This window comes from Arsukibacterium sp. (assembly GCF_041616895.1).
Lineage (GTDB): Bacteria > Pseudomonadota > Gammaproteobacteria > Enterobacterales > Alteromonadaceae > Alishewanella.
The window spans coordinates 13,818-30,628 of sequence record NZ_JBFJPY010000036.1 but is presented as its reverse complement, the minus strand read 5'-3'; the positions used below and the strand labels follow the sequence as shown (position 1 = coordinate 30,628).

21 protein-coding genes and 1 pseudogene are annotated in these 16,811 nt (G+C 48.3%); 10 read left to right on the top strand and 12 right to left on the bottom strand.

The features are described 5' to 3' along the window. The 4 genes and pseudogenes from ABY802_RS08235 to ABY802_RS08220 form a co-directional block, all read left to right on the top strand. Positions 1-692, top strand: a pseudogene (locus tag ABY802_RS08235) (TonB-dependent receptor); the annotation flags it as partial. A 24-nt stretch (positions 693-716) separates the two neighbouring features. Beyond that, positions 717-968, top strand: coding sequence for a YkoF family thiamine/hydroxymethylpyrimidine-binding protein (locus tag ABY802_RS08230; protein ID WP_372626562.1), 252 nt, complete (start codon positions 717-719; stop codon positions 966-968). Next, complete coding sequence (pnuC, locus tag ABY802_RS08225; protein ID WP_372626561.1) at positions 965-1,594, top strand: nicotinamide riboside transporter PnuC; 630 nt, start codon at positions 965-967, stop codon at positions 1,592-1,594. The genes ABY802_RS08230 and pnuC overlap by 4 nt, the downstream gene beginning before the upstream one ends. Then, on the top strand, positions 1,543-2,454 hold the full coding sequence (locus tag ABY802_RS08220) for a phosphotransferase (protein ID WP_372626560.1): 912 nt from the start codon (positions 1,543-1,545) through the stop codon (positions 2,452-2,454). Before pnuC ends, ABY802_RS08220 begins: the two co-directional genes overlap by 52 nt. Here ABY802_RS08220 and ABY802_RS08215 read toward each other — a convergent pair. Then, on the bottom strand, positions 2,440-2,622 hold the full coding sequence (locus ABY802_RS08215; protein WP_290611752.1) for a helix-turn-helix domain-containing protein: 183 nt from the start codon (positions 2,620-2,622) through the stop codon (positions 2,440-2,442). The genes ABY802_RS08220 and ABY802_RS08215 overlap by 15 nt on opposite strands. A gap of 324 nt (positions 2,623-2,946) precedes the next feature. On the opposite strand from ABY802_RS08215, the gene ABY802_RS08210 reads away from it, so the two are divergent. From ABY802_RS08210 to ABY802_RS08185, 6 genes are read left to right on the top strand one after another with little or no spacing between them, the layout of a single operon-like run. After that, positions 2,947-5,742, top strand: coding sequence for a monovalent cation/H+ antiporter subunit A (locus tag ABY802_RS08210; protein WP_372626559.1), 2,796 nt, complete (start codon positions 2,947-2,949; stop codon positions 5,740-5,742). Further along, entirely contained in the window at positions 5,742-6,095 is a 354-nt protein-coding gene (locus ABY802_RS08205) for a Na+/H+ antiporter subunit C (protein ID WP_019675242.1), read from the top strand. The genes ABY802_RS08210 and ABY802_RS08205 overlap by 1 nt, the downstream gene beginning before the upstream one ends. Next, positions 6,095-7,618 (top strand): monovalent cation/H+ antiporter subunit D, encoded by a 1,524-nt coding sequence (locus tag ABY802_RS08200; RefSeq protein ID WP_372626558.1) that lies wholly within the window; start codon positions 6,095-6,097, stop codon positions 7,616-7,618. The genes ABY802_RS08205 and ABY802_RS08200 overlap by 1 nt, the downstream gene beginning before the upstream one ends. Then, positions 7,615-8,151, top strand: a complete 537-nt coding sequence (locus ABY802_RS08195) for a Na+/H+ antiporter subunit E (protein ID WP_372626557.1) — start codon at positions 7,615-7,617, stop codon at positions 8,149-8,151. Before ABY802_RS08200 ends, ABY802_RS08195 begins: the two co-directional genes overlap by 4 nt. Then, positions 8,145-8,414 carry a K+/H+ antiporter subunit F gene (locus ABY802_RS08190; protein ID WP_372626556.1) on the top strand — a complete coding sequence of 90 codons (270 nt, stop codon included), beginning with the start codon at positions 8,145-8,147 and terminating at the stop codon, positions 8,412-8,414. Before ABY802_RS08195 ends, ABY802_RS08190 begins: the two co-directional genes overlap by 7 nt. Before the next feature lie 7 nt (positions 8,415-8,421). Continuing rightward, positions 8,422-8,814, top strand: a complete 393-nt coding sequence (locus tag ABY802_RS08185; RefSeq protein WP_372626555.1) for a Na+/H+ antiporter subunit G — start codon at positions 8,422-8,424, stop codon at positions 8,812-8,814. A gap of 8 nt (positions 8,815-8,822) precedes the next feature. Here the strand turns inward: ABY802_RS08185 and ABY802_RS08180 are convergent, their stop codons facing one another. From ABY802_RS08180 to ABY802_RS08130, 11 genes are read right to left on the bottom strand one after another with little or no spacing between them, the layout of a single operon-like run. Next, positions 8,823-9,095 carry an HPr family phosphocarrier protein gene (locus tag ABY802_RS08180; RefSeq protein ID WP_372626554.1) on the bottom strand — a complete coding sequence of 91 codons (273 nt, stop codon included), beginning with the start codon at positions 9,093-9,095 and terminating at the stop codon, positions 8,823-8,825. Next, positions 9,085-9,942, bottom strand: coding sequence for an RNase adapter RapZ (gene rapZ, locus ABY802_RS08175; RefSeq protein ID WP_372626553.1), 858 nt, complete (start codon positions 9,940-9,942; stop codon positions 9,085-9,087). Before rapZ ends, ABY802_RS08180 begins: the two co-directional genes overlap by 11 nt. After that, positions 9,939-10,412, bottom strand: a complete 474-nt coding sequence (gene ptsN, locus ABY802_RS08170) for a PTS IIA-like nitrogen regulatory protein PtsN (RefSeq protein ID WP_372626552.1) — start codon at positions 10,410-10,412, stop codon at positions 9,939-9,941. The genes rapZ and ptsN overlap by 4 nt, the downstream gene beginning before the upstream one ends. A 7-nt stretch (positions 10,413-10,419) precedes the next feature. Continuing rightward, positions 10,420-10,707, bottom strand: a complete 288-nt coding sequence (gene hpf / locus ABY802_RS08165; protein WP_290611762.1) for a ribosome hibernation promoting factor — start codon at positions 10,705-10,707, stop codon at positions 10,420-10,422. 26 nt (positions 10,708-10,733) lie between these two features. After that, complete coding sequence (locus ABY802_RS08160) at positions 10,734-12,230, bottom strand: RNA polymerase factor sigma-54 (RefSeq protein ID WP_372626551.1); 1,497 nt, start codon at positions 12,228-12,230, stop codon at positions 10,734-10,736. A 46-nt stretch (positions 12,231-12,276) separates the two neighbouring features. Beyond that, positions 12,277-12,999, bottom strand: a complete 723-nt coding sequence (gene lptB / locus ABY802_RS08155; RefSeq protein WP_372626550.1) for an LPS export ABC transporter ATP-binding protein — start codon at positions 12,997-12,999, stop codon at positions 12,277-12,279. Next, positions 12,996-13,490: a lipopolysaccharide transport periplasmic protein LptA gene (lptA, locus tag ABY802_RS08150; RefSeq protein WP_372626549.1), complete on the bottom strand. Its 495-nt coding sequence runs from the start codon at positions 13,488-13,490 to the stop codon at positions 12,996-12,998. The genes lptB and lptA overlap by 4 nt, the downstream gene beginning before the upstream one ends. Continuing rightward, positions 13,477-14,034, bottom strand: coding sequence for an LPS export ABC transporter periplasmic protein LptC (gene lptC / locus ABY802_RS08145; RefSeq protein ID WP_372626548.1), 558 nt, complete (start codon positions 14,032-14,034; stop codon positions 13,477-13,479). The genes lptA and lptC overlap by 14 nt, the downstream gene beginning before the upstream one ends. After that, positions 14,031-14,585, bottom strand: coding sequence for a 3-deoxy-manno-octulosonate-8-phosphatase KdsC (kdsC, locus tag ABY802_RS08140; protein ID WP_372626547.1), 555 nt, complete (start codon positions 14,583-14,585; stop codon positions 14,031-14,033). Before kdsC ends, lptC begins: the two co-directional genes overlap by 4 nt. A gap of 1 nt (position 14,586) precedes the next feature. Next, entirely contained in the window at positions 14,587-15,555 is a 969-nt protein-coding gene (locus ABY802_RS08135; RefSeq protein ID WP_372626546.1) for a KpsF/GutQ family sugar-phosphate isomerase, read from the bottom strand. A gap of 26 nt (positions 15,556-15,581) precedes the next feature. After that, a complete protein-coding gene (locus ABY802_RS08130; RefSeq protein WP_372626545.1) occupies positions 15,582-16,559 on the bottom strand; it encodes a calcium/sodium antiporter in 978 nt (325 codons plus the stop codon). Between the last annotated feature and the right edge of the window lie 252 nt (positions 16,560-16,811).

The following is a 16,811-nucleotide window of genomic DNA, read 5'->3' as shown; positions in this document are numbered from 1 at the left end:
CAGCAGATGACAGCCTCAGTGAATTATTGTCCAAGGCCAGCTTTGCGCCGGAAACGCTGTATAACGCCGAGTTTGGTGTTAAAGGCACCGCGCTTGATCAAAGCCTGGTAACCCGGGTCGCCGCTTTTTACATGTGGCGTGAGGATATGCAGGTAAAAGGTTGGTTAAACCCAGACAGCGGCCCGCAATTTGCCGGTTTTATTGATAATGCCGGCAGTGGTCGTAATTACGGTATTGAAATAGAAAACCGGCTGCAGCTGCATCCGCAACTGACCGTGATGATTGATGCCAGCTGGCTGAAAACCAAGCTGGGTAACTATGTGACGATTGAGGGTGATGATTTCAGTGGGCGGGAGCAGGCGCAGGCGCCACGCTTTAGTTACAATATCGCCGCAGACTGGTACCTGAGCGAAGCGTTAACCCTGAACGTTGGCGTGCAAGGCAAAGACAGTTTTTACTACTCCGATAGCCACAACCAACGGTCTGAGCGTTATGAGTTACTTAACCTGCGGTTAAGTTATCAACTGCAGCACTGGCAGTTGGCGCTGTGGAGTCGCAATGCGCTGGATCAGGATGTCGGCGTACGCGGTTTTTACTTTGGCAATGACCCACGCGATGGGTACGAGCCGCATCTGTACGAGCAATTTGCCGAACCACGCCGGGTAGGGGTAAGCGCCAGCTATCAATTCTGATGCAACGCCAGCAATTAAGGAGTCATGATGAAAGTATCAGTAGAAATTAGTAAATATCCATTGGCTGAAGATTATATCGGGCCGATTAAAGGCTTTATCGAACAGCTGAATCAGTTCCCTGAGATCCGGGTGATCACGAATACCATGAGTACCCAGTTATTTGGCGACTATGATCACGTTATGCAGGCGCTGCAACGCTGTATAAAAGCCTCTTTTGAGCAATACGGCAAAATGGTTTTTGTCTGTAAATTTATCCCGGGTGATTTACAGCCATGATGCACTGGCTTAGTAATGTGCTGGATGACTGGCAGTTAATGCAAACTCTGGAATTGCTGGCCACCTTGTTGGCGCTCGCCTACGTGGTACTGGCGTTGCGTCAGAGTTTGTGGTGCTGGCCAGCGGCATTACTAAGCACGATGTTGTTTACCCATATTATGTGGGATTCTGCTTTATTATCAGATGCCTTGCTGCAGTTGTACTATGCCGCAATGGCGCTGTATGGCTGGTGGCGCTGGCAACAAATGAAACAGCAGCACCAGGGCCTTAATACGGTATCAGAATGGCCCTGGCGCCGGCACGTCCAGTTAATTGCCATTACTGCGCTTGCCGGCGTGCTGCTGGGTTACGTGATGGCGAATTTTACCCATGCGGATTTTGCTTACCTTGATGCCCAAACCACGGTGTTTAGCGTGATGGCGACCTGGCTGGTCGCGCGCAAGCTGGTGTCGAACTGGTTGTACTGGGTGGTGATAGATGCGGTATCAATTTATGTGTATGCGCAAAAACATCTGTATTTTCTAACCTTGTTGTTTATGCTGTATACCATTATTGCGTTAGCGGGATATTTTATATGGCGGGCAAATTATCAGCAGCAACCGCAACTGGCGGTGTCGGGCAGGTAAGCGCACTATGCCGTCATCTGGAATTTTTTGCAGCGCATCCGGCACGTGTCGTAACGCCGCTTTCAAATGGCGAGCTGAATCTTAATTATCGGGTGGAAACCTGCCGTGGAATATATGCGGTTAGACGTTATCCTGCCAGCACCAGTGGTGTGTGTCGCCAGCAAGAACTGCGTTGCCAGCATGCCGCTGCGGTGGCCGGTATTGCCCCGGCGCCACTTTGCCTGAATAACCATTTACAGGTGTTGATCAGCGAGTTTATTCAAGGCGGTGCGTGCTTTGAAGTGACAGCGCAGACCATCCCGATACTGGCATCCACGCTGGCAAAACTGCATAAACTGCCGACCCGGACTGCAGTGTTGCAGCCGCTAAATTACCTGCAGCAGTTAGCAGAGCATTTAACCAAACATCGTCGGCAGGCTTTGCTAAATGCTGATGGACAACTGTTTGCCAGGTTGCTTTCTACAGCAGCGCATTTTCAGACATTGCCAACCGATGAGGTGTTGTGTCATCTGGATTTGCATGGCGGCAATATGCTTTGGGCAGAACAGAAACTATGGTTGCTGGACTTCGAGTACGCTCAGTCGGCGGACAGTTGCCTGGATTTAGCGGCAATATCACTGAATTTTCAGTTATCTGGGGCTGCTGAGCAACAGCTGCTTGCGGCTTATCAGCAACAGCGCGCTATTGAGGGGGAGGCAGATGCAGCATTGTCAGCCAAGCTGATGCTGGCCAAAATCATTTTTAGCGGATTCTGCTGGTTATGGTATCTGAGCCTGCAACAAAAACTGCCGTCATGTCAGCAGCAGGCTCAATACTGGCAGCAGCAGCTGACGGAGCAGCTGGCGCTACAACCCTCCTAAACGCTCCGCTAGTACTTTATAGCGCTTAACATCATCTTCGTTGAATAATGGCTTGCCACTATCATCTTGCTCTGTGGCCACCAGCAGATTTTCTCTGGCCAATCGTTCAACCCGAATATCCGGGATCCCAAGGAACTCAGCAACCTGTTGTACTGACATGAGTGACATAGCATTATCCTGTTTAAAGTTAAGATACTAGTAATACCTTATTCATCGGCTTTTTTGAATTAAAAAAACATAAATTTTAAAAAAAACTCTACTGCAGTTTCGCTAGCTGCTACACCGACTTTAATAGACATTCCGGCTACTTATCGGTATAAATATTGGTTTAATTCAAATACGTTTTGAATCGCCGCAGGCTGTTACCCCAATACTGATGCTGTGTTATTGCTGTGTTATTCAGAATAATATCAGACAGCACCTTTTGCCTGCAGGGCGTAAATTGTAGTTTAGTTTAAAATTTGGCCAATTTGTAAAGGAAGCAACGACGCTATGACATTGTTATGGATACTATTACTTCCCCTGCTGGGTACTCTGGTGCCGGTACTGACGGCCAGCTGGCGACGAAGTGCCTGTGCCACGGCCACGGCGATTCCTCCGGCGATCGCATTAATGCTGTTGTTTTACCACAGCAGTGCCATATTTGCCGGCGAAAGCTTTCGCTATACCCTGGGATGGATACCGTTGCTGGGGCTGGATGTCAGCCTCCGGTTGGATGGACTGGCATTTCTGTTTAGCCTGTTAATTCTGGGGATTGGCTTACTGATTATTTTGTATGCCCGCTATTATTTGTCTGAACAAGACTCTATGCCACGCTTTTATGCTTATCTGATGCTGTTTATGACCGCAATGATGGGCATTGTTTTATCTAATAATGTGCTGCAGTTGTGGCTTTTCTGGGAACTGACTAGTATCAGTTCTTTCCTGTTGATCAGTTATTGGTGGCATAAGTCTGAAGCACGGCGCGGCGCCCGAATGGCACTGACGGTAACCGGCGCCGGGGGCTTATGTTTACTGGCAGCCTTGTTGTTGCTTGGCCAGATTACCGGCAGCTACGATTTAGACGTCATTCTGGCAAGTGGTGCGGTAATTCAGCAACATGCTTGGTATCCGCTGGTCTTAGTGTTGTTCTTGCTGGGCTGTTTCACTAAATCAGCGCAGTTTCCGTTTCATTTCTGGTTACCCAATGCGATGGCCGCGCCAACTCCGGTGAGCGCTTACTTACATTCCGCGACGATGGTAAAAGCGGGTATTTTTTTGCTGGCGCGGTTTTATCCGGCGATGGCAGGCACCGAGCTGTGGTTTTTACTGGTCAGTATGACCGGTCTAACGACCTTGCTGGTAGGTGCTTATCTGGCGTTGTTTAAACATGACTTAAAAGGCTTGCTGGCCTATTCCACCATTAGCCATCTGGGCTTAATTACCTTGCTGTTTGGTATGGGGACCGATTTAGCCGCCGTTGCCGGGGTATTTCACATTATTAACCATGCCACGTTTAAAGCGTCGCTGTTTATGGCAGCCGGTATTATCGATCACGAGTCAGGCTCCCGTGATATGCGAAAACTAAACGGTTTGTGGCACTTTATGCCGATTACTGCCACCCTGGCGATGGTTGCGGCGGCGGCGATGGCGGGGGTGCCGTTACTGAACGGCTTTTTATCCAAAGAAATGTTTTTTGTCGAGACCCTGCAACAGCACTTACTGGGCTCGTTGTCATGGATTATCCCGGTGCTCGCAACGGTAGCAGGGGTGTTCTCTGTGGCCTATTCAACCCGTTTTATTCATGATGTATTTTTTAACGGTAAGCCAAAAGGATTAACGAAAACCCCGCATGAACCACCGCGTTATATGCGGATGCCGGTTGAAGTGTTGGTGGTGCTTTGTATTCTGGTCGGAATCGCGCCAGGCTACATTGTTGGTGATTTACTGCATGCCGCATCTTCTGCCGTGCTCGGCGGGACGGTGCCTGAATACAGCCTGGCTATCTGGCATGGTTTTAATGTTGCCTTGCTGATGAGCGTGGTGGCGCTGGCAGGCGGCGCACTAATTTATATGAACCGTAAGCATTTATTTGATTTTCAGAACACTCTGCCAGGGGTTGATGCTATCAATACCTTTGAGCTGGCGATGAAATCACTGACAAAACGTTGCCAGCAACTGTACGGCTGGCTGGACAATGGTTCATTACAACGTTATCTGGTGTTTTTGTTAAGCGCTGTTGTGGTGCTGGCAGGACTGCCGCTACTGCAGCTGGACACGCTGTTTGGCGGGCGACCAGAACTGCCAGTTGATGCCGTCAACGCGACCGGGGCGGCAATGTTGTTGATTACCGCTTTTGCAACCGTGGTATTTCACCGGCAGCGGGTAGTGGCATTACTGATGATTTCTGTGGTGGGGTTAATGGTGTCTATTGCCTTTACCCGTTTTTCAGCCCCGGATCTGGCGCTGACTCAGCTATCAGTAGAGGTAGTGACCATTATCCTGCTAATGCTGGCACTGTTTTTCTTACCTCATAAAACACCGAAACAATCGAGCCCGACCCGGGTAATTCGTGATATCAGCCTGGCCAGCATGGTGGGTGTGGTGATTGGCAGTATCAGTTACGCCATTATGACCCGACCTTTTAATTCGATTTCCGATTATTTCCTGGCTAATGCGAAAACCGGCGGGGGCGGCACTAACGTGGTGAACGTGATTCTGGTTGATTTCAGAGGTTTCGATACTTTTGGTGAAATAGCGGTGTTAGGTATCGCGTCGCTGGGTATTTTTAAGCTGCTGACCCGGATCCCGGTGTTTAAACCCAGCAGCGATGGCGAGGGCAGGCCCTGGGCATTGGAGCGTCATCCGGTATTACTGGCCACGGTATCCCAGAGTTTATTACCGCTGGCATTAATGGTGTCGGTGTTTATTTTCTTCCGGGGCCATAACCTGCCCGGTGGCGGTTTTATTGCGGGCCTGGTCACTGCCGTGGCGTTAATCCTGCAATACATTGCCCATGGGGTTGAATGGGTGAAAAGCCGGATGAATATCGAGTATCAGCGGGTGGTTGCGGTCGGTCTGATGATTGCGCTGGTGACTGGCGTGGCCAGCTGGCTGTTTAATAAGCCATTTTTAACTTCGTGGTTCGATTATTTTGATATCCCGTTACTGGGTAAAATAGAGCTGGCCAGTGCCATCGCTTTTGATGCCGGGGTATATGTTACGGTAGTGGGGTCAACCCTGCTGATCCTGGCCAGTCTGGGTAAGATGACCACCAGTCATCGTCCTGTGCATACGGAGAGCATTTAATGGAAAGCTTACTTGCAGGTTGTATTGGCTTCCTGACCGCCTGTGGCGTGTTTTTATTGTTACGTGGCCGCACGTTTCCGGTAGTGGTGGGGCTGACGATGCTGGCTTACGCTGTTAACTTATTTTTATTTTCTTCTGGGAGACTGACGCTACAGGGGGCAGCGGTGCTTGGTACTACCGACAATTATGCTGATCCATTGCCACAGGCGTTGGTGCTGACTGCGATAGTAATCGGCTTTGCGATGACCGCTTATCTGGTGATCCTGGCAATACGGGCCCGGGCTGATTTGGGTAATGACCATGTCGATGGCAAATTGCCGGAAAATGAAAGTAGCCGCAAGGAGAGCCGTTAATGTCGCATTTGATCATCGCGCCCATTTTATTGCCAATATTTACTGCGCTGCTGATAATGCTGCCTCCTATTCATTATTCGCCAATGCGTCGGCGCTGGGTCAGCATGATCTCTACGGTTATCCTGCTGATCCTGACCGTTTGTCTGTTAGTGCAAACGCAGCAGAACGGCGTCGCTTTTTATGCTTTAGGTGCCTGGCAGCCCCCGTTTGGTATTATTCTGGTCGCTGATATTTTCAGTGTCAGTATGGTGTGCTTAACTTCGTTTTTGGCCTTGGGTGCCATTTGTTATGGCAGCGCCGGTGAAGATGAACGCGGCTCGTTTTTCCATCCTCTGTTTCAGTTTCAGCTGATGGGGATCAATGGCGCCTTTTTAACCGGCGATTTATTTAACCTGTTCGTATTTTTTGAAGTGCTGTTGATCGCCTCTTACGGTTTGCTGGTGCATGCCGGCGGTAAAAATAAAACTAAAGCTGCAGTACACTATGTGGTACTAAACCTGGCGGGATCGGCCGTATTCTTGTTTTCGCTGGGTATTTTGTACGGAACCCTTGGTACCTTAAATATTGCCGATATGGCGGTGCAGGTAGCGAAGTTGCCGCCAGAGAACCTGATGCTGGTGAAGTCAGGCGGTTTGTTGCTGTTAATTGTCTTTGCCCTAAAAGCGGCAATTTTGCCTTTACAGTTCTGGTTACCCGCAACCTATTCTGCAGCATCGCCGCCCGTTGCCGCGCTGTTTGCAGTGATGACAAAAATCGGCACTTACTCCTTGCTGCGGGTTTACACCACTATTTTTGGAGAGCAGGCCGGTCCCTTAGCGGGTATGGCTTCTGACTGGTTATGGCCGCTTGGCTTAGCCACCATTATGCTTGGTGCTATTGGGGTATTAGCCAGCCAGGATTTCAGAAAGCTGGTGGCCAATTTGGTCATTATCTCGGTTGGTACCCTGGTAACGCTGGTTTCCCTGCAAAGTACCGCAGCTACCTCAGCGATATTATATTATACGGTTCACTCAACGCTGGTGTGTGGTGCTCTGTTTTTACTGGCCGATGTTATTGGCGCCCAGCGCGGCAAAGCGGGTGACAGATTGGTACCGGGGCGGCGCATGGCGCAGCCTGCATTGCTCGGTACGATGTTTATCGTTGCCGCTATTGCTGCGGCCGGCTTACCACCGCTGTCAGGTTTTGTTGGTAAACTGATGATACTGCAAGCTGCCAGCTCACCAATGCAACAGATCTTGCTGTGGTCAGTTATTTTACTCAGCAGTTTAATGGTGTTAATCGGGCTTTCCCGCGCGGGCAGTGTATTGTTCTGGCGGGTCAGCGGCAATGAAGCCGGGCCGGAAAGAGTATTACCGTTGCAGGCGTTTGCATTGGTCTGGCTATTACTCGCTGCACCGCTGATGGCGGTATTTGCCGGTCCGCTTACTGAGCTTACTTTTGCTGCGGCCGACCAGATACGAGATATTCAAAGCAGTATCGCTATTATACTGGGTGATACCACAACGTTTGGAGGTACCCCATGAGAGTAACCCCCCGCTTTAGCTGGTTACCTACACCGTATCGCAGTTTATTGCTGTTGCTGGTGTGGTTACTGTTAAACCAGAGTGTTGAATTAATTCATTGGTTTTTTGGTACTATTCTGGCATTGATTATTCCCTGGATTAGCAGCAAATTCCGTGATCCGCAACCATTAATTGAGCGGCCACTGCTGGCATTACGTTATATTCTGCGGGTATTTGGTGACATCGTTACGGCCAATGCCCAGGTTGCTATCCTGATCCTGGGGCCGCAGCGCAGGCTAAATCCGGCATTTGTAAGAATGCCACTGGATCTGCAGCACGATTTACCGATAACTATTCTGGCCAGTACCGTCTCTATGACCCCGGGTACCGTGAGTGCCGATGTGTATCCTTGTCATGATACTCAGCCTGGTGATGCTGAAATTACCCAGCGCTGGCTACTTATCCATGTCCTCAATTTAGAGGATGAAGCAGAATTAATTGCAACCATAAAAAGTCGCTACGAAGCACCGCTCAAGGAGATATTTCAATGTTAGAGAACGTGATATTTCTGGTGTTTGGCATGATTAGCCTGGCGTTATTGCTTAATCTATGGCGTTTACTGGTCGGCCCAAGTATTCCTGACCGTATTCTGGCGCTGGATACCATGTTTATTAACAGTATCGCGCTGATTATTTTATACGGTCTGTTAATGGGCTCGCCGCTGTATTTTGAAGCGGCACTACTTATCGCGATGTTAGGCTTTGTCAGTACGGTAGCAGTATGCAAATTCCTGCTGCGCGGCGATATTATCGAATAGGAATGACATGATGCAAAACTGGATGGAATGGGCTGTTGCTTTTTTCTTATTGCTTGGTGGATGTTTTGTCTTAATTGGCTCCATAGGCTTAAGCCGGATGCCTGACTTCTTTATGCGCTTGCATGGCCCGACAAAAGCAACAACCCTTGGTATGGGAGGCATTTTACTGGGCTCGATTTTTTATTTCAGCTTGTCACATAGTGTTAGTGTACATGAGTTGCTGATCACGATTTTCCTTTTGATCACCGCACCGATAAGTGCCCATATGTTGATTAAAACAGCGTTACATCATCAGTTAAAAGCGATTGACCGCACCCGTGGTGAACGAGAATTAAAACAGAGCCAGCAAGAGGGAAGTGGTAAGCCGAAAAAGGCGCTGACCGGAACAAATAAGCCTTAGGGGCGTTGCTACTCGCCAAAGCCTTGTTCTATTAGCGAAACAACAGCGCTTAACGCCGCAGCCGCATCGGAGCCTTCAGCAGTTACCTGCAAGGTTTTACCTTTGCTGCTGGCCAGCATCAGCAGCGCCAGAACACTGCAGGCATCGGCCGTTTTATCTTGATAAACTAATTCAATATGGGCCTGAAACTGCTGGCACAGCTGTGCCAGTTTGGTTGCCGCCCGGGCGTGCAAACCCAGTTGATTAACAATAGTGACGTTACAACTAAGCTTAGTGGCCATGATGACGAACCAGCTCCCGGTGCCGGATTTGTACGTCTTCACGCTGGCTGCGGTAGCTGTCTGCCAGATTCTCTGCAATGTAAACTGAGCGGTGCTGACCGCCGGTACAACCAATTGCAATAGTAAGATAACTGCGGTTATTTCGTTCCAAATGCGGCAGCCAACTGCTGATAAAGCTATTGATTTGCCAAGTATATTTGGCAACCACAGCCTGAGATGCCAGATAATCTTTTACTGGCTGGTCAAGGCCGGTTAATGGCTTTAACTCAGGTTCCCAATGAGGGTTGGGTAAAAAACGGGCATCAAAAACAAAATCAGCATCTTTAGGAATACCGTATTTAAAACCAAAGGATTCAAACAACATGACCAGACGGCCGGTTTTTTGTCCCAGGATCCGCTCGCGTAGCTGTTCTGCTAACTGATGAACATTGAGCTCGGTGGTATCGATATATAGGTCTGCGCGGCTGGAAATGGGGTCTAGCAGTTGCTGTTCACGAGAAATGGCTTCGTCCAGTGACATGGCCTGATGCGACAGCGGATGCAAGCGGCGCGTTTCGCTGAAGCGTTTTATTAAGCTGGCGTGATCGGCATCAAGATACAAGATTGTCAGGTCAAGCTTGCGAGGCAGGTAAGATAAAATATCTGCCAGTTCATCGGGATCTTGCGGCAAATTCCGAACATCAATGCTAACCGCTACCCGCTCATACTGACCCATAACCGTAGTAGCAAGGGTAGGCAACAGGTTTACCGGGATATTATCGACACAATAATAGCCAAGGTCTTCTAGCACCCTTAACGCCACTGATTTGCCTGAACCTGAGCGACCGCTGACAACCAATAATTTCATGATGTTCCCATCACCTCACTGGCGTCGATGATCAATTGATACAACTGTTCATCAGACTCTGCATGGCGAATTTTACGTGTCAGGTCTTTCTGACTTAACAAGCGGGCAATGCCGGCAAGCGTTGTTAAATGGGCCTGACATTGTTCTTCAGGAATTAAAATAGCGCAGAAAATATCAACCGCCTGATTATCAATGGCATCAAAGGCAACGGTATCTTTGGTTACCACAAATACCAGAATAGGCTGGGTCACGGTTTTAAGCTTGCCGTGCGGAATAGCAATACCTCCGCCGATCCCGGTAGAGCCGAGCTTTTCACGGGTCATTAATGCTTCGAGGATAGTGTACTCGCTTATTTCAGGTAAGCGCTGATGCGCTAATTCCGCTATATATTCGAGAACCCGTTTTTTGCTGTTAAAAAGAACTGCACTCTTGGTGCAGTTCTCGGCTAGCATAGTGCTTAAGTTGATCATAATAAATTTAGTGTCGGGCTATTTTTTCTTTATGTTTAATAACTTGCCTATCGAGCTTATCAATTAACTGGTCGATGGCCGCGTACATATTTTCATCTTCTGAAGCGGCAAAAACTTCACCGCCGGTCAAATGCAGTTTAGCTTCAGCAATTTGTCTCAATTTTTCCACGTTTAGGATGACATGTACATTGTTAATGTGATCAAAGTGACGTTCAAGCTTGGCGAATTTAGTGTCTACGTACTCTTTTAATGCAGTGGTAATTTCTACATGATGACCCGTTAAGTTGATTTGCATAGACGTTTTCCTTCTGTTTTGCTGACCTAAACCAAGGTCTTGCGTTGATTCGATGGCGGAATAAACAGGGCCTCACGATACTTGGCAATGGTACGCCGCGCGACGTTAATGCCTTGCTCTGACAATATATCTGCCATCTTGCTGTCACTTAGTGGCTTGGCTGGGTTTTCAGCCGCCACCAGCTTTTTAATAAAAGCCCGAATGGCTGTAGAGGAGCACTCACCGCCACTTTCTGTACTAACATGACTGGAAAAAAAGAATTTAAGTTCAAATATTCCCCTGGGGGTATGCATAAATTTCTGGGTGGTAACCCTGGAAATCGTCGATTCGTGCATACCAACCATCTCGGCCACGTCGTTTAATACCATGGGTTTCATCGCTTCTTCGCCGTGCTCAAAAAAAGCCTGTTGCTGCTGCACAATACAGTTTGCAACCTTTAGTAAGGTGTCGTTGCGACTTTCAAGGCTTTTCAGAAACCACTTTGCCTCCTGCAGGTGAGACCTGATGAACTGGGTGTCAGCAGTATTTTTGGCGGTTCGGGACATCGCCGCATATTGCTGGTTTATTCTGACTTTTGGCATCGCATCCGGGTTTAATTCCACTTGCCAGCGGCCTTTTACTTTCATTACCGAGACGTCAGGTATCACGTATTGTTGTTCCTGACGGATCACATCGGCGCCGGGTCTGGGGTTTAAACTGAGGATGAGCCGCATCACTTCTTTTAGCTCATCTTCTTTCAGTTTAGTCACCCGCATCAAAGAACGAAAGTCCCTGTTCGCTAAATAATCAGTATGTTCTTTAATGACGTGTTTTGCCTGCTGCAAAAATGGCGTGTTCGGGTCAAACTGACGTAGCTGCACCAGCAGACATTCAGCAATAGTCCGGGCACCGACCCCGACCGGGTCAAACAATTGGATCCGTTTAATTACCGCTTCAACTTCATCTTCTTCGACATCAGGCAAACCGAGTGACTCCAGAATGTCAGCCACATCTATGGTGAGTAAACCTGTTTCATCGATACCTTCAATAATAATCTCGGCAATGGCCAAATCGGTTTCAGAGAAGGGGGTTAACTGCATTTGCCAGCGCAGGTAATCTTGCAGGGTTTCGCTGGTTTCACCCTGGAAAACCATATCTTCATCAGGCGGCGAACCTGCACTGACTGGCGCAGCGCTGATTAAATCATCCCAGTTGTTATCCAGCGGCAGATCATCTTGCAGACCTTGTTCAGCCATGGATTCACTACTGTCTCGTTCAGCAATTTCACTCAGGTTTTCCTGTGCGGTGTCGTTACTTTCCTCTGATGCAGAGCGGGTATCGTTTTCATTGACATCGCTGCTGTCCAGATCAGCAGAAAAGCTTTCAAACTCATCTTCACTTTCCAGTAACGGATTGGCGTCAAGCGCTTCCTGTATTTCCTGCTGAAGCTCAATGGTCGACAACTGCAGCAAGCGGATAGCTTGTTGCAGTTGTGGTGTCATTGTAAGTTGCTGACCTAGCCGAAGTTGCAAAGAGGGTTTCATGTACGTCTATTTCTCTCCTGAAGCAGGCGTTTGTCGTTTTTCTTAACTATAGCCTGAATTGCTCGCCCAGGTATACATCACGAACCTGCTGATTCACTAATACTTCCTGTGGCGGACCAGCGGCAATCAGTTCACCATGGCTGACGATATAAGCTATTTCGCAAACATCAAGGGTTTCCCTGACATTGTGGTCTGTGATTAATACGCCAATACCACGTTGTCCTAAATGTTGAATTATTTTTTTGATATCCAGCACTGAAATCGGGTCAACGCCGGCAAAAGGTTCATCCAGCAAAATAAAGGCCGGATTTGCAGCGAGCGCCCTGGCGATTTCGACCCGGCGTCGTTCGCCCCCGGATAAGCTCATCCCCAGACTGTTTTTTATATGACCGATATGGAACTCTTCCAATAGGTCATCTGCCAGCTCTTCACGTTTCGCGTTGCTAAGATCTTTGCGGGTTTGTAGTATCGCCAGCAAGTTGTCGTATACGGTCAATTTTCTGAAAATAGAGCTTTCCTGCGGCAAATAACCAATGCCCGCTCTGGCCCGGGCATGAATAGGATCGAAGGTAATATCCTGATTATTTAACGTGATTGTGCCTTTGTCTGAGGGTACTAAGCCAACAATCATATAAAATGTAGTGGTTTTGCCTGCCCCGTTTGGTCCAAGCAAGCCAACAATCTGCCCCGCGCTGACTTCAAGGCTGACATCTTTGACCACTTGCCTGCCTTTATAACTTTTAGCCAGATGCGCTGCCACTAACTTCATGGGTTTTCCTTGTTCTGCGGCGTGAAAATCGTTGTTACCCGCTTTTTCTGTTGACCACTTTCTGCGCTGATTTGTTGCGTTTCAATATTATATCGAATGACGGCGGCCTGGACCTGACTGCCACTTTGGCTCAGTTGGGCGTCACCGCTTAAGGTCAGCGTGCGGCTGGCCCTATCATAGGTTATCCCTTGAGCCGAGGCGGTTACCGGAAGGTTACCTTCAACCAGCTGGCTATAGCGAACCGGTGAGCCTGTCGCCAGAAATATCTCATTGCCCTTACCCGCACTGGCATTAATTTCTAACCGATCTGCTTTGATATTTAAGCTACCCTGACGCACTTCGACATTTTGGGTATAAACGGACACATAGTCTTTAATTGACGTCTCATTGTTGTCAGAGGTCACAGAGATCGGCTGGTTGTAATCTGATTCAACGGCAACACTGGGTGCAGATAGCAGCGCAGTCAGCAACAATAGGTTAATTTTGTTCATTGGCGTATACCGTCTCCAAATGCTTTACAATCCGCATATTCTGCTCAGCTAAATCTGCCTGCAAGCCTATACCATTAATATAAAAACCTTTACCAATAATTTTCACCGGTGCTGAGGTTTGCAGCACTTTACTTGGTAGTAGCAGCTCGAGGTTATCAGTATCAATGCGGTCGACCAACTCGCTGCCGCTAACATTAACGATACGCACCTGCTGCTCCAGAATGATTTTATCATCGGGTAACCAGATACCAAACTGGCTGGTTACTTCCCAAGCGGGCTGATGCTCAGCATCGAACAAGGTATATTGTGGGTTTTCGAACTGAGTAAAACCCAAACGTTCAAAAAACTCCAAGCGTTCAGCTTTAATATGGTCGGCCACATAGCCTTGCCCGTCATAAAGAGTTCGGGTTACCTGTTCGGCAATATAATCTGGCAACAGTTCACGATCGGCATCGTTCAGGTTAAGTTGCTCAGTCTGATTAAACCTGATGTAGGTGGCCGTTAATACCAAAGCAAATACTAATAGGAACAGCGTTTTTTTCATGAGCTGCTGCCATCAAACTGTTGAAACTTATGCTGGCTGATCAGCAGTAAATCAGCGAGCTCACGCACCGCGCCAAAGCCTCCTGGCAAGGATGTCAGGTAATTGGCGTGCAGACGCAGATAGGGGTGAGCATCTTTTACCGCCACCGATAAGCCACAATGTTGCATGACCTGCCAGTCTGATAAATCATCCCCAATATAGCCAATCTGCTCTGTGCTGAGCGCCAGCTGCTGTTGTAAACTGGTGAAAGCCGCCAGTTTATTTTCCTGGCCCTGATAAATATAAGGTACTGTCAGCGAGCGCATCCGTTGTTCAACAATAGCGGAAGTACGGCCAGTAATGATGGCTACCTCAATGCCGGCATGACGCAATGCTTTAATTCCAAAACCATCGCGGGTATGAAACGCTTTTAGTTCTTCGCCATTATTGCCCAGATAAATCCGGCCATCAGAAAATACGCCATCCACATCACAAATTAATAATTTAATTGCGGCCGCGCGGCGCACAATGTCATCACTGACGGGTTGATAAAGGCTGGCAAAAAGCGACATGCTAGAGTACTCCTGCCCGCAATAAATCGTGCATATTCATCGCACCCACCGGCACCCGATTCTGGTCGATAATAAGCAGGCCGTTAATTTTTTTCTGCTGCATAATTTTCAGCGCTTCGCCAGCAAGCATTTCAGCAGTGGCGGTAGTGCAGGGGGTGGTCATAACCTTTTCAATGGCGGTGCTGTGGATATCCAGTTTAAGGTCCAGGATCCGGCGCAAATCTCCGTCAGTAAAAATACCTGCCAGGCTTTGGTCGTCATTAACGACTGCTGTCATCCCAAGACCCTTTTCTGAGATTTCCAGCAAGGCTTCTTTGATGGTAGCGTGCCGTCTGACTAGTGGTACCTGACTGTCTTTATGCATGACATCGCTAAGCCTCAGCAGCAATTTGCGACCAAGACTGCCACCAGGATGAGACAGCGCAAAATCGTCGGCCGAAAAACCGCGGGCATCCAGTAGTGCAACAGCCAGTGCATCTCCCATCGCCAGCGTTGCCGTGGTGCTGGCCGTTGGCGCCAATCCCAATGGACAGGCTTCCTGTTCTACCCTTACGCACAAATGGACATCAGATAATTTGGCCAACGTGGAACCCGGGTTTCCTGACATGCTGATTAGGGTAATACCAAGACGTTTAATTACCGGCAAAATCGTTAAAATTTCTGCAGTTTCACCGGAGTTTGATATCGCCAGCACGATATCACCTGAGGTAAGCATGCCTAAATCACCATGGCTGGCTTCTGCAGGGTGAACAAAAAATGCCGGTGTACCGGTCGAGGCTAATGTAGCCGATATCTTATTAGCGATGTGGCCGGATTTGCCCATCCCCATCACTATAACTTTGCCTTTACTGTTAAACAGCAACTGGCAGGCCTGCTCAAAGTCGGCATTAATATATTGGGCAAGCTGTCGTATTGCTTCAGCTTCAATCTGCAGTACTTCCAGTGCCCGGTTACAAAACGTGCTGATCATAGTTTTAGCCATAAATAAGGAAACGATTACGCCGTTTGCGAGAACAACAGATATTGGTAGCCAACAAATGCTGCCAGCAGTATAGCACCCTCTACCCGGTTGATGCGTTGCATCCGCGTCAGCCGCACTGACATTAGTAACATTAACACCGTGGCGCCAATCATGACGTAACTGTCGCGACCACCGGCATTCGGATCGATCATGTCCGGGCCTATCACGGCACCTAAACCTAAAACAGCAAGAATATTAAAGATATTGGAGCCAATAATATTACCAAGTGCTAAATCATCCTCGCCTTTTAAAATACCAATAATACTGGCGGCCAACTCCGGCAGGCTGGTGCCAATAGCGATGATGGTTAAACCAATCACCAAATCACTCAGGCCAGCGTAACGGGCGATAGTTACGGCGCCATGCACCAGCAGTTGCGAGCTTGCCAGCAGCAGTATGAGTCCGGCTGCAGCCCAAATAACGGCTTTGAGTGTGGAGATATTGACGGTAGGTACATCGGCATTAATCTCTGCTATTAACGGATCATCCGGGGTAGCATGTTTACCCCAATACACCAGTAACACCAAAAAACTAACAAAGGCGACTAACAATACAATGCCTTCCATCCGCGTTAACAGATCGTCTGACAGCAGGTAGTAACCGAACAGCGTACAAACCAGTAACAACGGAAATTCACGGCGTAAGGTTAATGACGATACTGCAATGGGCTTCAATAATGCTGCTGCACCGATAACCAGTAAAATATTGGTGATATTAGAACCGACAGCATTACCCACGGAAGTGTCCAGTTTACCTTGCCAGGCTGCAGTTGCCGACACCAGCATTTCAGGCGCCGAAGAACCCATAGCAACGATGGTAAGGCCAATCACCATAGGTGAAATTCCACTATTGCGGGCAATTGACGAAGCGCCATAGACAAAGCGATCAGCACTCCAAATCAATAATACCAGGCCAACAATGACAAAAAAAATAGCGACGAGTAAAGGAGACACGCAGCAGTCCTGTAATTTACGGCTAAAGTTATTGGTATTTTCCGCGTTATTGGTGGTAATTGCAAAAAAAAACCACAAGTTCAGTAGTCTTCGATTTTTTCGCACACTTTGTTACGATTTTTTGTAACGACATTGAGCTGCAATACCTTTACAATATTACAACCTAAAGGATTTCTGGTAGCTGATTGCAAACATACAAGCTCGAATGTATATTGGCAAGCTCTTTACCAGGCCGGTAAAACTGCTTTCGCA

Coding starts and splice junctions, on each gene's coding strand:
- ABY802_RS08215 (WP_290611752.1), bottom strand. CDS start 2,622: ATGTCACTCATGTCAGTACAACAGGTTGCTGAGTTCCTTGGGATCCCG.
- rapZ (WP_372626553.1), bottom strand. CDS start 9,942: ATGAAATTATTGGTTGTCAGCGGTCGCTCAGGTTCAGGCAAATCAGTG.
- ptsN (WP_372626552.1), bottom strand. CDS start 10,412: ATGATCAACTTAAGCACTATGCTAGCCGAGAACTGCACCAAGAGTGCA.
- ABY802_RS08230 (WP_372626562.1), top strand. CDS start 717: ATGATGAAAGTATCAGTAGAAATTAGTAAATATCCATTGGCTGAAGAT.
- ABY802_RS08205 (WP_019675242.1), top strand. CDS start 5,742: ATGGAAAGCTTACTTGCAGGTTGTATTGGCTTCCTGACCGCCTGTGGC.
- ABY802_RS08210 (WP_372626559.1), top strand. CDS start 2,947: ATGACATTGTTATGGATACTATTACTTCCCCTGCTGGGTACTCTGGTG.
- hpf (WP_290611762.1), bottom strand. CDS start 10,707: ATGCAAATCAACTTAACGGGTCATCATGTAGAAATTACCACTGCATTA.
- ABY802_RS08190 (WP_372626556.1), top strand. CDS start 8,145: ATGTTAGAGAACGTGATATTTCTGGTGTTTGGCATGATTAGCCTGGCG.
- lptB (WP_372626550.1), bottom strand. CDS start 12,999: ATGAAGTTAGTGGCAGCGCATCTGGCTAAAAGTTATAAAGGCAGGCAA.
- ABY802_RS08220 (WP_372626560.1), top strand. CDS start 1,543: ATGGCGGGCAAATTATCAGCAGCAACCGCAACTGGCGGTGTCGGGCAG.
- pnuC (WP_372626561.1), top strand. CDS start 965: ATGATGCACTGGCTTAGTAATGTGCTGGATGACTGGCAGTTAATGCAA.
- ABY802_RS08135 (WP_372626546.1), bottom strand. CDS start 15,555: ATGATCAGCACGTTTTGTAACCGGGCACTGGAAGTACTGCAGATTGAA.
- lptA (WP_372626549.1), bottom strand. CDS start 13,490: ATGAACAAAATTAACCTATTGTTGCTGACTGCGCTGCTATCTGCACCC.
- ABY802_RS08195 (WP_372626557.1), top strand. CDS start 7,615: ATGAGAGTAACCCCCCGCTTTAGCTGGTTACCTACACCGTATCGCAGT.
- ABY802_RS08160 (WP_372626551.1), bottom strand. CDS start 12,230: ATGAAACCCTCTTTGCAACTTCGGCTAGGTCAGCAACTTACAATGACA.
- ABY802_RS08200 (WP_372626558.1), top strand. CDS start 6,095: ATGTCGCATTTGATCATCGCGCCCATTTTATTGCCAATATTTACTGCG.
- lptC (WP_372626548.1), bottom strand. CDS start 14,034: ATGAAAAAAACGCTGTTCCTATTAGTATTTGCTTTGGTATTAACGGCC.
- kdsC (WP_372626547.1), bottom strand. CDS start 14,585: ATGTCGCTTTTTGCCAGCCTTTATCAACCCGTCAGTGATGACATTGTG.
- ABY802_RS08185 (WP_372626555.1), top strand. CDS start 8,422: ATGATGCAAAACTGGATGGAATGGGCTGTTGCTTTTTTCTTATTGCTT.
- ABY802_RS08180 (WP_372626554.1), bottom strand. CDS start 9,095: ATGGCCACTAAGCTTAGTTGTAACGTCACTATTGTTAATCAACTGGGT.